General features: G+C 42.4%; 10 protein-coding genes. 4 read left to right on the top strand and 6 right to left on the bottom strand.

The window, feature by feature from the left end; genetic code table 11:
- Window positions 1-7 precede the first annotated feature (7 nt).
- Window positions 8-1,219: a S41 family peptidase gene (locus tag FHS10_RS00805; protein ID WP_259086727.1), complete on the top strand. Its 1,212-nt coding sequence runs from the start codon at window positions 8-10 to the stop codon at window positions 1,217-1,219.
- Between the two features lie 604 nt (window positions 1,220-1,823).
- Here FHS10_RS00805 and FHS10_RS00800 read toward each other — a convergent pair.
- Window positions 1,824-3,737 carry an SIR2 family protein gene (locus FHS10_RS00800; RefSeq protein ID WP_259086726.1) on the bottom strand — a complete coding sequence of 638 codons (1,914 nt, stop codon included), beginning with the start codon at window positions 3,735-3,737 and terminating at the stop codon, window positions 1,824-1,826.
- A gap of 125 nt (window positions 3,738-3,862) precedes the next feature.
- Here FHS10_RS00800 and FHS10_RS00795 point away from each other — a divergent pair, with 125 nt between their 5' ends.
- The 3 genes from FHS10_RS00795 to FHS10_RS00785 all read left to right on the top strand — a co-directional run bounded on the left by FHS10_RS00795 (window position 3,863) and on the right by FHS10_RS00785 (window position 5,135).
- A complete protein-coding gene (locus FHS10_RS00795) occupies window positions 3,863-4,303 on the top strand; it encodes a hypothetical protein (protein ID WP_259086725.1) in 441 nt (146 codons plus the stop codon).
- A 33-nt stretch (window positions 4,304-4,336) separates the two neighbouring features.
- Complete coding sequence (locus FHS10_RS00790; RefSeq protein WP_310504176.1) at window positions 4,337-4,852, top strand: DUF4238 domain-containing protein; 516 nt, start codon at window positions 4,337-4,339, stop codon at window positions 4,850-4,852.
- 76 nt (window positions 4,853-4,928) lie between these two features.
- The gene (locus FHS10_RS00785; RefSeq protein ID WP_259086724.1) at window positions 4,929-5,135 is read left to right on the top strand and encodes a hypothetical protein; all 207 of its coding nucleotides are present in this window, start codon (window positions 4,929-4,931) and stop codon (window positions 5,133-5,135) included.
- Between the two features lie 647 nt (window positions 5,136-5,782).
- Here FHS10_RS00785 and FHS10_RS00780 read toward each other — a convergent pair.
- From FHS10_RS00780 to FHS10_RS00760, 5 genes are all read right to left on the bottom strand, one after another.
- Window positions 5,783-6,760, bottom strand: coding sequence for a glycoside hydrolase family protein (locus FHS10_RS00780; protein WP_259086723.1), 978 nt, complete (start codon window positions 6,758-6,760; stop codon window positions 5,783-5,785).
- Between the two features lie 86 nt (window positions 6,761-6,846).
- Complete coding sequence (locus FHS10_RS00775; protein WP_259086722.1) at window positions 6,847-7,851, bottom strand: glycoside hydrolase family 43 protein; 1,005 nt, start codon at window positions 7,849-7,851, stop codon at window positions 6,847-6,849.
- Between the two features lie 129 nt (window positions 7,852-7,980).
- A complete protein-coding gene (locus FHS10_RS00770) occupies window positions 7,981-9,432 on the bottom strand; it encodes a RagB/SusD family nutrient uptake outer membrane protein (protein WP_259086721.1) in 1,452 nt (483 codons plus the stop codon).
- A gap of 20 nt (window positions 9,433-9,452) precedes the next feature.
- Window positions 9,453-12,560: a SusC/RagA family TonB-linked outer membrane protein gene (locus FHS10_RS00765; protein ID WP_259086720.1), complete on the bottom strand. Its 3,108-nt coding sequence runs from the start codon at window positions 12,558-12,560 to the stop codon at window positions 9,453-9,455.
- A 215-nt stretch (window positions 12,561-12,775) separates the two neighbouring features.
- Complete coding sequence (locus tag FHS10_RS00760) at window positions 12,776-16,969, bottom strand: response regulator (RefSeq protein WP_259086719.1); 4,194 nt, start codon at window positions 16,967-16,969, stop codon at window positions 12,776-12,778.

Below are 16,969 nucleotides of genomic sequence, written 5' to 3'. Positions count from 1 at the left end.
GAGGTATATGACAAAAAGAACAATTGGCCTTTGCTTTATGCTCCTTCACAGCGGTTTGGTTTTTTGCCAGCAGCTATCGAAAGCAGATTATCTGGAAGATCTGCAATATTTAAAAGATACGCTCCCGAAAAGGCATATTAATCTGTTTGCCAGAATCAGTAAAGCTGATTTCGATAAAAACATTGCAGCAATTGAATCTCGTCTGATTGAGCCGGACTATGAGACATTCACCACAGAACTTTTTAAACTTACGGTTGCGATTGGCGACGAGCATACCCACATTGAACCGATTTTCACGAAGGTGATACCTATCAGGTTTAACAAGTTTGCCGAGGGGATATATGTAACGGCAACGGATACAACCAACACGGATGTGCTACTCTATCAGCTAACCGGCATCAATGGACATGCGATCACGGAGGTGATCAACCGTTTTAAGGAGATTATTCAAAGCGGGAACCCGTCCTTTTTTGATGCGAGGCTCCTGAATTTTCTTAATAATCCGGTCATTTTGAAAGGGTTGGGGATCACCGGCAACACGGAGGAAACCAGGTTCGAGCTAACCGCTCCTGATGGTAAAACGATTAAACGCGCCATCAGGTCTGTAACCGGCAAAGACGCCGGCAGCCTGCCTCTTGTCGGTGTAAAAAACAGGCAGCTTTCCCCAAAGGAACACAAAAATTATTGGTATGCCTTTGATCCCGGGAGTGGTACGCTTTATTTTAATTACAACAATTGCCAGGAGCAGGACGGGCATCCGTTTTCCGTGTTTAACGATGAGCTCCTTGCCATGATCATAAAAAGTAAGCCCCAGCGTCTTGTCATTGATCTGCGTGATAACAGTGGAGGCAACTCTACTATTTTAGGCCCCTTTATCGAACGCATCAAACGAAGTTACCTGAACAGCAAAGGAAAGTTGTTTGTGCTTATTGGCCGGGAAACCTTTTCATCAGCCTTGATGAATGCGATTGAACTTAAGCGGGGCACATACGCCACCTTAGTAGGTCAACCAACTAGTGGCAGCGTAAATCACTATGGAGAAGTAAGGGGCTTCAGACTGCCCCATACCAAAATTGTTATTGGCTATTCTACCCGGTACTGGGAAAACTGGCAAGGACATAACGGACCGCTGACGCCGGATGTAACCATTGCCTATTCGGTAAAAAACTATTCGAAAGGAATTGATGAGGCACTGGTTTATACTGATAAAACATGGTAAAGTCTGCCCAAAATATCAGCGAATGCGCCATATTTAGCAATCGTTGCACTTACTCCATGTTGTATCGAACTGTCATTTATTATTTAATATTTTCCGGCAGGCAGGATAGTGCTGCATGACGATAAGTCCTTTATTACTTATCCAAATTGTAAGTTAAGTCGAAAAAGCCAAAGACATTCCCCCCTTTGGATCATATTTCAGGCTAAATTTCAGCCAGGGAGTAGTTGGCAGCCGAGCGCGAAAATAAGCGTCTAAATAAAAACGTTTATCATCGGTTTTTATAATATATCCCTTAGTTGCCCAATTAGTTGCCCAATCGATTTCGGCCGCGACGTTTATTTCGAGAAGTGGCTTTTTATTTTGTGTAGCCAACACCTGGTTATAGCCTCCCTGAAGGGCGATAATATCGCGACTGAAATTGCGAATTTTCCCTGTAGTGGATAAACCACACTTAATTGACCCCGTTTGGCCAATTTCAAAACGACCATCTTTAGTACTTAAATTCAGGCTTTTAGGAAAAGAAAGAAAATTGGCGAAGAAGGGTCAGTGCAATTGATTTATCCACTTCAGGATCAAAGACTTGTAAATACCAGCGGGGAAGTCGTCAAATAAGGGGTTCTTCGTCATCCTCACCAAGCGGCCAAACGCTTTGCGCGCCCTTCAATTTGCTCAGACCGAATTTTTTGTAGTGATAAATCAGGATATCATCTGAAGGAATAAGCTGCATGCGCAGCGCCTCGTAATCCAGAACAGGTACGGCAGGGTCCCTGAGCGTTATCTGCTCATTACCCATAAAGAGTGTTTTACCAAACAGATCCAAACTAGTATGACTTTTAGTTACCAGGCTGACATAGGTGCCGGGTACCAGGTTGCCAAAGCTTTCAAAGACTTCTTTTGAATCCGGCATTTGTTCAATGATTATGCCGTCATCACGCTTGAATGCATAATAGCCATGATCCATCAAGGCGCGTAGCTTTTCAATCTTCTCCCGGTCGTCATCGGTCACATCGCCAATCTTCACCGGGTCAAATTTCACAGCAAAGGATTTTTCTATCTTTTTAAGGGTATGGAAAAACTCCATTTGTTTTTTAAACTCCGCAGCCTGCGCCTGGGCAGTCAATCGTTGCTGATATACCGAACCGTCTTTTGCCACAATTTCCATCAGTTCCCCGGTGAATAGCAAATAAAATGCCCGAAACACCTCGTACGACTTATTCACCGCCATAGGAAATTCCGGTTCCCGCGCTGTAAAGTTCAATTCGACATGACCTTCCCTAATTTCCAGGTTGAAGGCGGCTTCAAACCCTGTCACTTCGACCTCGATTCGGGCTTTGCCCGGAATATTATTGAAAACCCGGCAATTCACTTTATGTAATGTGAATAGTTTTGCCGGGAACCTGACCCTGACCATACCCTCATATTTAGGATGGAGGGACACATTAAGCATTCCAAGCGATGCCTTGTCCAGAATACGGAAGCCTTCGATCAAAAAGGCAAAGCTTTCGAGCTGCTCGGGAAGGATCTGCAATTCACGAAGTGTATACCCAGTGGTGAATTTCTCCAGCGCTAACTTCAGTTCCTCGTCCGAGGTAGTGATGTTCAGGGAGTGCTGGGTAGGCCCGCTGGACTTTTTAATGTCAATCAATTGTGTGGCATTCTGGGTGGCCTTGATATTGACTTCCATGTCAAACGCTGTAATAAAATCCATTGCCGTTTGCTGTTCTACGATCCCGTCCTCCATGTCGCTTTTCACATGTGCCTTCAATACTTTTATCAGGCCGTTGATAAATATTTCACCGGTGGCAGGGATATGTTGCATGCCCAATTGCCTATACCGCTTAAGTTTGATGGGGTCGGTGCCCGGAGAAATGAGTATCCTCTTTTTGAACTTATTTTTGAGTTTCTTCTCAATGTAATCAAAATCAGCCTGAATATTTTCATCCTCGTAGCCAAAGCCCAGGAAAATGATATGCTGGGCAGAAATTTCGGAGATCACGGTAGCCCAGAATGGGTCCTTGAACAGCCGGTTGTACTGGTTACTGTAATCCTCTGTGGTAATCACGATACTTTTACCGTCCCTGATATCGCCGTGGACTTTCAGGATACGGGTTTTAGCGCGCTTGGTGCCGAAGACCTGCTGATTATTGACGATGACTGTCGCCCGTTCCCCAAAACCATCCTCGATCAAGCGATCATAATTCGTGGTGATCACCGACCTAAAGTACGCGATTTTGCCAAACAAATCATGGATATGGGTATCCTCTGGTTTTACGTCAAAATGTTCTTGTAGTATTTTGATAAGTTTTGCCCGGCCAAATAAGGTTTGAAAATCCTGCGTGTATTTTCGCAAATCGTCACTTTTGGTGATCTTTTTTTGGTGTTGCAAAGAAAGTGAATCATGTAACAGTCCAATCAGCCGGTGGGCAGACGGCATGCCGGTATACAGGGAAAAGCCCGAGCCAATAAACAGGCATACAGGCTCTTTACGGATAAGGTCAAATACTTCAGCTAATTCCAAGTTATCAATTGACAAGAATCCTAAAGGTATACAGATAAGCTTGTTTACGCAAATCCGGATTAATTCTTCACAAAAGTACCCAAAGGAAAAAATCCTTAATTTTACTTAAATCAACAATTACGCCTATGGGATTCCTGTCTTTCATCAGCAAGTTACTTGGCCAGGGCCGCAGGTTCAGTGGTACGCCGGAGCAGTATTTGGCTATGGTACAATACATGGCCGGGAAGAATAACCCGGAATACAGTATGGAAGAATTGCTGCAATGGGGCGAGGTCATGCAAAAGGTGATGAAAGTAAACCTGCAGCCCTACCGGGATTTTAAAGACCTGACGAAAAATGGCATACCTGATCACTCAATGATAGAAAAGGCGGACAGCAAGGTAAAGGAAATGGAGCAGCGGCGCGACCTGAAACGGGCTATTTATGGACCTGATGCCGATCTTGGAAAGGATGATGTGATGAAAAGCGATGATCCCGGCGCTGTCTTTGCCAGAAAAATGGTGAAAGACTTATCGCAGCATGTGCGGTTTTCGGAAGATGAACAGCGAAAATTAGATGAGCTATAGTAAAATGGGAAAAACGGTACTGCATTTTCTACCATAAGCAAACACTATTACCTGCCACAATTTTATCTAAAGGGTTTTACCAATAATGAGGGGCGTTTCTTGATCTGGTCGGTCAAAGACCGCAGGTTCAAAGGAAACGCCAAATACTTTTCGCCAGCCAGTCACTTCTTTTTGCCGAATGATAACACGGTGCAGACAGATGGGATGCCGGATGATTACCTGGAAAGGATCTACAGCGAAAACGAAAGCAGGTATACGCAGATTCTTAAAAAGATCCGGGCAGTCGACCAGGGTTTCGGGCTTGATAACCAGGATGTGGTATGGCTGAATTACCTTGCAGGAGAATTGTTCTGGAGGGTCCCTTCGCAACGGCCGGTGATCAATGAGGTTACCGATCTACAGCGACTGAACGAACTATACGTCGCTGTCATTGACAGAAAGACGCTTAAGCAAGTCAAGCCGGAGCAATTTGCAGAGTGGGTTAAAGCTGATCCATCCTATTTTCAGAGGCTGCGGAATGTTATACCGCAACCACTTACTGGAACCTGAAGGATTGCACTTGGCCGGCTACGGTTAAAACTTTCCGGGGGCCTTTCCGCCCATCTGTGGTGACAACCCGGTCATTTTGCGCCACCCGGAAAAGGCCGACCCTTTTCCGGACGATGTCATCTTTCCGCTGGCTCCGAATAAAGAGCTGTTCCGCATACGGGACATGAAGGAAATATTCGCGCCGAATATTAAATTTTATATCGATATGCTGCAGTTGATGCAGGCCCAGGAGTATGTTTGCTATGTAGCTAAAGACTATCTGCTCTGGCTGAAAGATGGATAAACCACATCCTATTGCCCCCTCTCGGCCTATTTAACTTTGACCACTTACTATCAAAGTAACCAAGTAGTTAAGAATGCGGACGAAATTGGCGAAGAGGGTCAATCAAAATGGTTTTTCCAGTCTGATTTCATTTTACTAAAATTACTGCTTTGCAGCTATCACTTTCAGTACTCCGATATTATTGTTACAGTAAAATAAGGTCTGAATGCTTATGCTGCATCTTTCCACCTACTCTCTCCAATATGTAACTACACTAAAATTCAGGCATAAATTTTGTCCCGACAATGGCATTTTTTCGAACCAATTTAAATATTTAAACATTGAGATCAACATTTTGTAAAAATCGTATTTTTTTTAAGCAAGAGTATTGATCATATCTATTTTATCCCAATCAAGGATAGCAAAATAGGAGACATTATAGTGAAGCTTGTAAATGTAGGACATTTAGCTAATCAAACTAAGGTAGATCTTTCGCGGTTTAAAAAGATTATCTCACGAGCAGGCTGCATTACCCTTACCGGCACAGCCAAAGCAAAAAATACTCTCTTTATTTAATAAATGAATAAACAATTATAATTTTATTAAAGAAAATCTATGAAAAACAACACTATCAGCCAAAAAATTCAAGGACATTAAAAATTATGCAATTATTTATTAACTAAATGGATAACAACCTGCTCATCACGATTACAGGATACTACGCCATTACTATAATGTAACTCGGCTAGCTGGATTACACTCCGCTTATCCCCGAACGAGCCTTTAGCAGCCGGTTTATCTTTTGCTCGGCCAGGATGGGTAAAATAGAAAATATATGCCCTGTTATTATTTACCACTACATCGCAATGGCCGCCAATGGCCTGCTCGTCCATACCCTTACCCGGTTGCTCTAAAATACGGCCCTCCTGTTTGGTCCACTTCAATAAATCATCAGAGCTGTAAACCTCCATCCCTTTCCACACATCCACGATCATGAAATACTTATTTTGCCACCTGAAAATTTTGGGGCCCTCACCATGTGCCGGAATGGCGATGCCTTTATCTGTCCAGTTATACAGATCGGTACTTTCGGCATATGATATTGCTTTGCCTTTCTTTTCGTCATTATACCACAACCGCCATAAACCATCTGAAACTTTAACAATAGAAGCGTCAATTACGTGATGGGTACCTAATGGTAAAATGGTTTCAAACCTCCAATTGATCAGGTCGGCACTGGTTAAATGAACAATTTCCCGGGGATGGTCCCAATCAGTAAATATGCCCGGCACATAGGTTAAATACATATGATACAAACCTTTATTTTCAATAATATCCGGGGCCCAGAATGTATAACCAGCGTTAACGCGGTAATTCATATTTGCCGTATCCCTGTATTTCCACACCCTGCCATCTTTTGATTCGGCTATCCCAATTTTAGTGCCATGCACCCATTGAACCCCGGTTGAGTCATTTAACATGGCGCGACGATTGGTGTAAAACATCCACCACATTTTTTGCTGTTTATTATAGATCACTACGGGGTCCGCAGCTCCATGCTCAAGAGGATCATCAAACAAAGGTTTCGACACTGCTCTTGTTTGCGCATGCAGGCTGCTAACCATTGCGATAAATAATATCACCATACATGGCCTGACAATTTTATTGATCGGGTTCATATTAACATTCTTTTGTTTTCGGGAAGCTTAGTTCTGAAAAGCCATACAATAAGCTAAGGGTTATAAATTTCTATTTTCCCATTATTTACATGGAGAGGCAACCACAGATAGGTAGATCTCTCCAGATCAGTTTTATTCCAGACATCTCCCATAAAAATAAACCTTCCCGGCTTATCAATAACAGGCAGAACAAACGCGCCCTGCGAAAAGAAAGTTACCTCTGCATTTAATCCCTTGCATGGATTACCCTGCTGCGTCCAGGGACCCGTTACTTTATCAGCAACTGCGTATGATGCTGCATTCGGCGACCAGCCCGTACAACCAGAAGTAATTAAATAGTATTTCCCTTCATTCTTAAAAATAGCAGGGCTCTCTCTTTTTTGGTTCTCAAATATTCTTGAATATGTTTTTGTTGGTTTTAAATAATCATCGCTCAACAGGCAAACATGCATTGTGTTGTTATCTTCGGATGAATAAACGAGGTAGGCTTTCCCGTCATCATCTTTATACAAGGTCATGTCCCTTAACATTTGATCATTCGGCTTAACACTGCCCAGGTACCGGTATGGCCCAACAGGGCTATCACTTATGGCAACGCCGCCCCGCGAGTAGTTATAATCATTTTTATCTATGTGCATCCACATCACAAACTTCTTTGTACGTTCGTTATAGATCACTTTAGGCCTTTCTATCACCCTGCCGGTATCCAGATCGCTGCCCGGGTCATTGACTGTGGGCTTTAAAGCCACACCCCTATATTTCCAATGTTTAAGATCAACAGATGAATAACAGGATATCCCTCCCGCCGGAACGCGGTAATCTTCCCAGTTTTGACCTGGAACAAGCCAGGTCTTTCCATTTTTTATTTCACCAAAAAGGTAATAAACACCCTGGTGATACATTACACCCGGCCCGTGGGCGTTAACAGGTTTCCCATCTGTATCAGATAATACCTTACCGTGTACAAGCGTATCAGCAATGAGGCTGTTTGTATTTGCAAAGGCTAAACTTTTAATAACTATTAATAATGCAATAAGTGAGATGTGTTTCTTTTTCATTAAGGTTGATGTTATCAGGATATAAAATGACTGGAACCACCGGTACGTTGGCTCCAGTCATTTTATTTAACTTTTATTATTTTTCTTTTCAGGCAAGGCGTAAACCCTGTTCCCTGGTTGACATTTTTGTTAATTTCCTAAGTTAGGATTTAACTGAAGGTCGCCGGCAGGGATAGGTAAATAATATTGCGGCGTTCCGATCACCGCATTTTCTGACGGGTCTCTGCTCGCAATAACCTGTGCTAATAGCTGCAAGCGGGTTATATCAAACCACCTGGTATATTCACCCGCAAATTCCCATGCTCTTTCACTAATTACCGCTTTTACAAAATCGGTACTTGATAAACCTACCAGGGGAGCTAAGCCCGCGCGCGACCGTATGGCGTTAACACTTGCATATGCCTGGTCATTAACAGCCCCGGTCCGGGCTTGGGCCTCAGCATATATCAATAAAACATGAGCATACCGCATCATTTGAACGGTACCGCTTGAGCCATCGGTACTTCCCTCAACAGGAGCCCTGAATTTCTCAAAATAAGGATGTTTTACTGCATCGTTCTGCCATGGTATGGTAGTACCATCAGACTTTTTAATAACCGTATGAAAAGTGGCATCCTTTCTTGGGCCGGCCGGAAAATCATTGAAAAATTTGATCTCAGTAAAATAGTCATCCCAGCCGTTTTCTTCTCCCGGCATTGCAGAAGAACCATAAAGCGCGTTTGAATTAAACCAATTACAGGTACCGCAATTATGAATAGCAAAAACCTCTTCGGCGGTTGTTGTTCCTAACCTGGTATTCTGCCATAAGGTGTTCAGGTCAGACACCAGATCGAAACCATAAGCAGCTTTATTATCTATTACTTCCTTTGCTTTTGCAGCGGCCAGTGCATATTTTGAATTATCATTAATGGGCCAGCCGCCTTCTGTAAGGTAAACATCAGCAAGCAGTGCCGATGCGGCACCTTTGGAAGCCCTGCCTGCATCCAGTTTTTTATTTTGCATCAGTTTTTCAGCATTCAAAAGATCACTTTCAATCAGCTTATATACTTCGGCCGGAGCGGATGTGGCAACCTTTAAAACTTCTGGGCTGTAAACTTCTGAAGTGATCAGCGGGATTTTTCCCCATAACCTGATAAGCCAGTAATAATCAAGCGCACGCAGGTAATAAGCTTCGCCCAGGATCTGATTTATAGAGGCAACATCGCCTGTTGTTGACTTATAATTGTTGATGATGTTATTGGAGCCCTGTATAGATTTGTAACACCCGTTCCAGATATTAAGCATCCTGCCATTTAAACTGGAAACATGATATTGATCAAACTCCCTCAGATCGGCTTTATTACTGGCCGGATGAGTGGTCAGATCATCCGAACCCATTAACACAGCAGACACCGCTGCCGTGGTAAAGCCGCTTACCCAGGTAGTTGATAATGGCTTATAAGCCCCCACCAATGCTGCATTTAAACCGGCTACCGTACTTAAGGCCTGTGCTCCTACAACCTGCCCTTTGGGATCTTCTTTCAGCGCTTTTTTACAACCAAGCACAGAAAGGATCATTGATATAATTAAAATCTTTTTCATAATTAACTTTTCAATATGTTTTAAAACTTGAATACCGCGCCTGCATTAAATGTCTTAGAGTTGGGATATGAGCCAAAATCAATACTTTGGGTAACATCCGATCCCGAACCGGCATTGGTTGATTCCGGATCAAATCCTTTATACTTGGTTATGGTAAACAGATTGGTGGCACCTACAAATAACTTAAGGTCAACACCTTTAATGGTGCCCTTTGGCAAGTGATAAGAAACGTTCAAGTTCTTAAGCCTAACAAAATTTCCGTTCTCCAAAAAACGGCTTGATTCAAAATAGTCCTTATTGGTAGAACTGAATGCAGGGATGTTTGAAGTTTCATTAACACCGGGTATATACCTGTTCAAAACCCCTACGTTGGTAGCTTGCTTGGCATCAGCATTAGCGGTTATAGAACTGGCGTAAGTATAATCCAGCTTACTAAAGCCCAATAAGGATTGTACGAAAATATTTACCGAGAAATCGCCATAGGTAAAGGTGTTATTCCAGCCCAGCGATTGCTTAGGCGTACCGTTGCCGATGATCTGAAAATCACTGCCATTTATCGCGTTGTCGCCGTTCAGGTCCTGGTAATGTGAATCACCTGGCTTATTGCCATATTTTGCTGCTTCAGCCGCTTCGCTGGGTTTCCAGGTGCCCAAATATTTGAGCCCCCAATATGATCCGAGCGCATAGCCTGGTTTAATTATAAATTCGGGTTGGGTAGACAGGCCCGCACCCGCGTTTGCTACGCTTTTGTCTGAAAACACGCTGGCTAACGACCCTAAGCTTTTAACAAGGTTTTTTTGAAATGTTATATTAAAGGAGCTTGACCAGGTAAACTTACCCGATTGAACAGGCGTACCCCCAATGTTAAATTCAAGCCCGCTGTTTTTCATTTTCCCGACATTACTAATAATGTTACCTCCGCCTGCATAAGCCGGCAACGGAAGGGATAAAAGCAGGTCCCTGGTGTTTTTCATATAGGCATCAGCAGTAAAACTTAACCGATTATTAAATAAGGACAGGTCTAAGCCCAGGTCTTCTGCCTGTGTTGTTTCCCATTTCAGGAAAGGGTTGGCGGCATTACCAAGCACGATCCCTGAAGAAACCGACGTATTGTTAAAGCTATTGGCGGCCGAAAAGGCATCGCTGAGATAAGTGGACAGCGTAGCGTATGGGTTAATAGCCTGGCTCCCTGTTAAACCCCAGCTGCCCCTGATCTTAAATGTGTCGAAAACGTTTAGTTTTTTAATAAAGGGCTCTTCGGAAAGCTTCCAGCCTAAAGCAACGGACGGAAAGGTACTTTCCTGGTTAGTGGGTTGGAATTTTGAAGACCCATCCCTCCTCACTGAAACTGTCAGCAAATATTTGTCCTTATAAGCATAGTTTACCCGGCCTAAATAGGAAATCAAAGCCGACCCCGAATAAGTTGAACCAGCCGACTGCGTCGTCGACAAGGCAAGGTTATCAAACCCCAGGTTAGCAAATGTAAGGCTATTAGCGTTGGCGCTAAAACCTGTTGAAGTATACTTTTGCTGTTCAAATACAGCAGTAACATTTAAGCTATGCACATTGTTGAATATATGCGAGTAGTTTAACGTATTGGTATTTTGCAGATTGAACAGCTCTGTAGATGTGCGGCTGGCATTTGGAATATTATTGGTTACAGAGGGGCCGGAATAATTTTTACCCTGTATGTTTTGATAATCAACACCAAAGCTTACATCCAACGACAGGTCTTTGAAGAAATGGTAATTTGCGCCTCCATTTAAGGTTATGTTGGAATTGTCAACGATGTTTTCTACGTCATTGGCCAAAGCTACCGGGTTATAACGAATAGAGCCCAGCGGATCTACAAGGGTATATGTGCCCGCAGCTGTCCTTACCGGCGTAGTGGGTGCCCATGCCAAAGCCTGATTTACAGAGCCCCCAGTACCCTGATTATTTGTATTCAGGTTTTCTCTCCTTATAGCCGAAATATTAAGCCGGGTGCTCAGTTTATCAGAGAACTTTGAATTAATATTTGACCTGAGGGCGTAACGTTTATAGTTGGAGTTGATAACGATACCATTTTGATTGAGATAATCACCGGAAATATAGAATTGTGTTTTGGCATTGCCACCGGAGTAACCTAATTTATATTCCTGCCCGGGCGCAGTCCTGAAAACCTGATCCTGCCAGTTAGTTCCACCATTGGCCTTGAAATTGTCTATCTGCGCCTGGGTAAAATAAGGTGCCAACCCAAGAGCTGTATTTCGTGTATTTACCGTGGCAGCAAAGTCGGCTGCACTTAGCAGGTCCATTTTCTTGATAACCCTCGATGTATAAAAAATGGGTGTAAGGGTTATTTCCTGCTTTTCTGCATTTCCTTTCTTTGTTGTAATTAAAACAACACCGTTTGCTCCCCTGCTACCGTAAATTGCTGTGCTCGATGCATCTTTCAAAACTTCGATATTGGCAATATCATCAGGGTTAAGGTTATTGAAATCGCCGCCTATAAAACCATCAATAACATAAAGCGGATTGTTATCTCCCAGTATAGAATTGGAACCCCTCACCCTGATCTTAACATCACCGCCGGGTGCGCCGGAATTGCTAACCACCTGCACACCGGCAACCCTGCCTTGCAAGGCCTGGTCAACACGGGTAACAGGCTGGTCTTTAAAATCTTTTGACGACAGGCTGGACAAGGAACCTGTTACATCTGATTTTTTTTGTGTACCGTAACCTATAACAACCACCTCCGACAGATTTTTGCTATCAGGAACCAGTACAACATTAATGGTAGAGCGGCCATTGATCTGTACTTCCTGCTTTAAAAAACCGATATAGGAAAATACCAGTGTCCTGCTTTCTTTCGGTACATTCAACGAATAATGGCCATTGTTATCCGTGATTTGCCCTACAGTAGTGCCTTTTATCCCCACACTAACCCCAGGCAACGCAATTCCTTTTTCATCTTTTACAATACCGGATACGCCCGCTGTTTGTGCGCCGGCGATGAATGAATGGAATACAAATAACAGGATGCACAAAGCTGTCAGCTTTCTCCGCCGAAACGTTTGCCCGGAACCGGCAATCAACGGTAATGTAATGGGTAAAGCCCCATTAATGGAATGTAAATTTTTACTCATAATAAATAATTTGTAAATAATTGGGTTATCGAATGTTACTATGCCTGCCAGCTAAATCAGTCAATTAAAGGAAGCGGGATGTAACAGTTGGTTGATACAAATGAATAGAAAAAACAAGCCGGTGAGTGCGCTCTAACGTCCATATTATGCGCTCAAATAGTTAAAAAAAAGCCCCATAACGGGCGTTATGGGGCTTTTTAGTTATTGTTGGTTAATTAACTACCTTTAACTTCTTTTATAAATTGAGATGGGGTTTTCCCAAATTCCTTTCTGAATGCTTTTTGAAAGTAAGAAACACTCAGGATCCCGATCCGTTCGACGAGCTCAATTTGGGTTACATCTTCATGGGTCATGATATGGGCCGCTTTTTTTAATCGGATAGTCCTCACAAATTCGTTGATGGACTGGCCCGAGATACTTTTTATTTTCTGATAAAGCTTGGAACGGCTGGTGAACATGTGCCTGCAAATGTAATCCACATCCAATTCGGGCGTTTGAATATTGGTTTCAATAAGCTTAATTAATTTATCTAAAAATTCTTTGTCTTTAGCCGAATGCACTAATTCGGTAGCCTCTGCATAATAATCTTTAGTGTACTTTATTTTCAGCTTTTGTTTTTGCTCAAACAGGTTATGTATAGTTAATAATAGCAAGTCGGTGCTTAGCGGTTTGGAAAAATAATAATCGGCACCTGATTCAAGCCCTTCAAGCTTGGCTTCCAAAGCATCCTTTGCTGATAAGATCAAAAAGGGGATATGACTTGTTTCAAATTTCTCTTTTACTTGTTTACACAGTTCAACGCCATTCATAACCGGCATCATCACATCGCTGATTATTAAATCCGGAACTGTTTCAACAGCCAGGTCAAGGCCCTGTTTTCCGTCAACGGCTTCGTACACTAAATAATGCGGCTGTAACACATCCTTTAAAAAAGACCTGAGCTCATCATTATCCTCAACCAGCAAAATATGTTGCTTAGCAGCAGTTGTCGCCTTGGTTTCCTGTGGCAAAGGTTCAGGTTTGGCCGCCATTAGAACATCCGCATGTTCAATTTTTTCCAGCATAGTTGCCGGTTGCTCAGGGTTATGGTCGTTTCTTTCAGTCAATGAATAATTTGTCTCTTCAAGTGGAAGCGCAATAATGATCTCGGTTCCTTTATGACGCTCACTGTAAACGTATATATCACCTTTATGCAGCAAGGTTAGGCTTTTTACAAGTGCAAGCCCTACACCTGACCCCAGGTGATTATTACTGATGCGGTAATAACGATCAAATATCTCACTAATGGATTCTTTTGAAATACCAATACCTGTATCAATAACCCTGAAGTATATATATGATGCAGCCCGGTGCTTGCTTAATAAACGATATTCGGCACCATAAGCCGGCCTGAAATCATCAAAAGCAAAAAACACATCCAGGGTAATTTGTCCCCCGGCAGCCGTATATTTAAATGAGTTATTCAGCAGGTTAAATAATATCTTTTCAACGATCTGCTGATCAAGCCAGATTGTTGTACGCTGCTCCGGAAGCTTTAAGGTATAAACTATCTGTTTATTCCCGGCCAAATTCTCAAAGTCATCAAACAGCGCATTGATAAACCCGCTTAGACTGATCTGTTTTACCTGGAGCTTAATAACACTGTCGGCCACCTTGCGAAAATTCATCAGCTCATTGATCAGGTTGATCAACCTTTTAGCATTCCGGTACATGACCTGGTAGGTATGCTGATATGCCGAATAGGCATTTTCCTTGATTAAACTTTCTAACGGGCCAATTATGAGTGTTAGCGGGGTCCTAAACTCGTGCGATATATTGGTAAAAAACTGCAGCTGCTGTTGGTAAAGTTCTTCCTTTTGCAGGTGCATCTCTTCACGTTTCTTCTCTTCCACATCACGTACGGCAAACTCTCTTTTTAACCTGTACCACCGCGCCTGGTAAATATATATGCCAACCAATACTGAAAGAAATAGTACGAAGTATATTATCTTGGCTATGCTTGATTTCCACCAGGGAGGCGTAATTGTTATTAAAATAGTTGCTTTATCCTTACTCCAAATTCCATCATTATTAGTTGCCTCCACCATTAAAGAATAATCTTCATAATCAAGGTTATTATATGCGGCTATAGGGTTGCTGCCGTCCGTAAACCTCCAATTTTTGTCAAAGCCAACCAATTTATACCTGTACCGGCACTTTTGCGGATTGGCATAATGCATAGCAGAGAAGGAGATCACAAAATTATTCTGAAGGTAATTTAAGCGGATTTTACTACTGTAGTTGATCGTTTCCTCTAAGGGGTTTTCTGAAAATCTGGTCTCTCCCGCAATTACCCTTTTACTATTAATGATCAAGTCAGTAAATACAGGATGTGCCGCTATTTTGTTTATCTTGATGCTATCCGGAAAAAAATAATTGAGACCATTGATGCCACCAAAATATAATCTGCCGTCTTTGCCTTTATAGGATGCGCCTACTTTAAAACTGTTGCCCTGCAAACCATCATTTTTATCAAACCGGGTCAATTTATTATTGCGTACGTCTAAACACTCCAGGCCATTCCCCCCCATCCAGATCCTGCCTTTATCATCCAGTTCCATGGTTTCTACATCATTAAATACACCATATTGGCTACCGTAGGTTTTTACGCTATAGGTATTATCACTTTTTAGCGTCAGATAATCCAAACCGCCGCCTATAGTACCCACCCAGTAGGTGCTGTCACTTTGTTTCTGTATGGGGAAAATATAATTAGAACTTAAAGAATTGGGGCGATTATTGACCTGGTAATGAAAAGTTTTGACAATACGGCTGGAACTGTCAATAACCAGCCGGGTAAGCCCATGTATACTCGAAATAAGTAACTCAGGTTTATTTTTATCGGCCCAAATCTGGTAGCCCGAACCCAATCCCCAATATTTAACATGGTAAAGCTTTTTTTCATCAAGTGTGATACAGCCAAAACCATTATAATAGCTGCCAAACCACATATTACCGTAACAATCTTTTGTGATGCTTGTAATGGAATGAACAGGAAATTTTTCATGACCTGCAGGATACCAGATGCTATTTAGCTTTTGGTTGATGATCTCCAGGCCTTTATCTGTACCTATCCATAAATTACGATCATTGTCCAATTCCAAAGCATCAATTTCATTGCTTTTTAACCTAATGTTAGTGCTATTTGTGTTATAACGGGTAAATTTCCCCGTATGAAGACCATACTCATTCAAACCGCTGGCATTGGTACCTATCCAAACCTTCTCACCCGCCTCTTCAATGATCGACCTGATGTGGTTTCCGGATAGGGTATTAGGAACCTCCGGGTTATGTTGAAAGGCGTAGAACTGTTTAGCATTCAGATCACAAAAATCAACTCCGCCGCCAAAAGTACTTACCCACAAACATTCCGAGCGGTCAATAAAGATTTTATCCAGGTAATTAGTGTTCAAGCTATTGACAAAGCTTTGCGTGGTAATGGTCTGCTTTAAATTAAACGCTTGATCCAATAAAATTAACCCGGCATCGGTACTAACCCAGTAATTCAGCTTTTTGTCCTGTATGATGTCTTTGATGAGTGAGCCACCCGGGGTCACCAGATGCTGAACGGAATTTAATTTTATAGCCGAAGCATTTTTAGGCGACGATAGCTCCAGACTATTTTCCTTAGCTAAAATAACGGTGGTTCCTTCCACCACCAATACCTGGTTTTTCCGGTTAAGGAATACTTTACTTAAATTATTAAAATAATGCCCTAAACCGTCAATAATATCAACATGCCTGAAACAAAAAGAACGATCCAATATCCAGACACCCTCGTTACTTGATAACCAGATGTTGCCTGCATTATCGGGCGCCATATCTGTAAATTTGACGCCAGCCGGATAGCTTAATGAAATATCTATTAAGGCTTTACCACTAACCCTAAATAATCGAAATTGATTTTCGGCAAGTGTACCTAACAAGTTGCCTTTTAAAGCAAGCAGCCGGGTATAGGTCTTATTTCCGGTGTCGTGCCGGGCGTTATCAACATCGGTATACTTCTCAGATCGGGGGTCGAAAAACTGGATACCATCTTCTGAACCTAACCAAATTTTATCATTTTCATCCAGGCACATGCTCCTGATCCTGTTTCTGAAGGAGCTTTTTTTAGGTACGTTGGTATTATAAAATTTCCTTATTGTATGACCGTCATAGCGGTCTAATCCAAATAAAGTAGCAATCCAGATAAATCCCTGTTTATCCTGCTTAATCTCTTTCACATCTGTATGTGATAGCCCGTCATCAACAGTAAGATAAGAGAACTTTAGCGGGTTTTGCTGTGCACGCACTACAGTTTCTCCAAAAAGAATAAGAAGAAAGATGACACTAAATCTTACAAAGGCCTGAACTACTAATCTCCTGCTCAT

This window comes from Mucilaginibacter dorajii (assembly GCF_024808255.1).
Taxonomy (GTDB): domain Bacteria; phylum Bacteroidota; class Bacteroidia; order Sphingobacteriales; family Sphingobacteriaceae; genus Mucilaginibacter; species Mucilaginibacter dorajii.
Note: the sequence above shows the minus strand (reverse complement) of the source record. Positions and strands in the feature narration are given on the sequence as shown.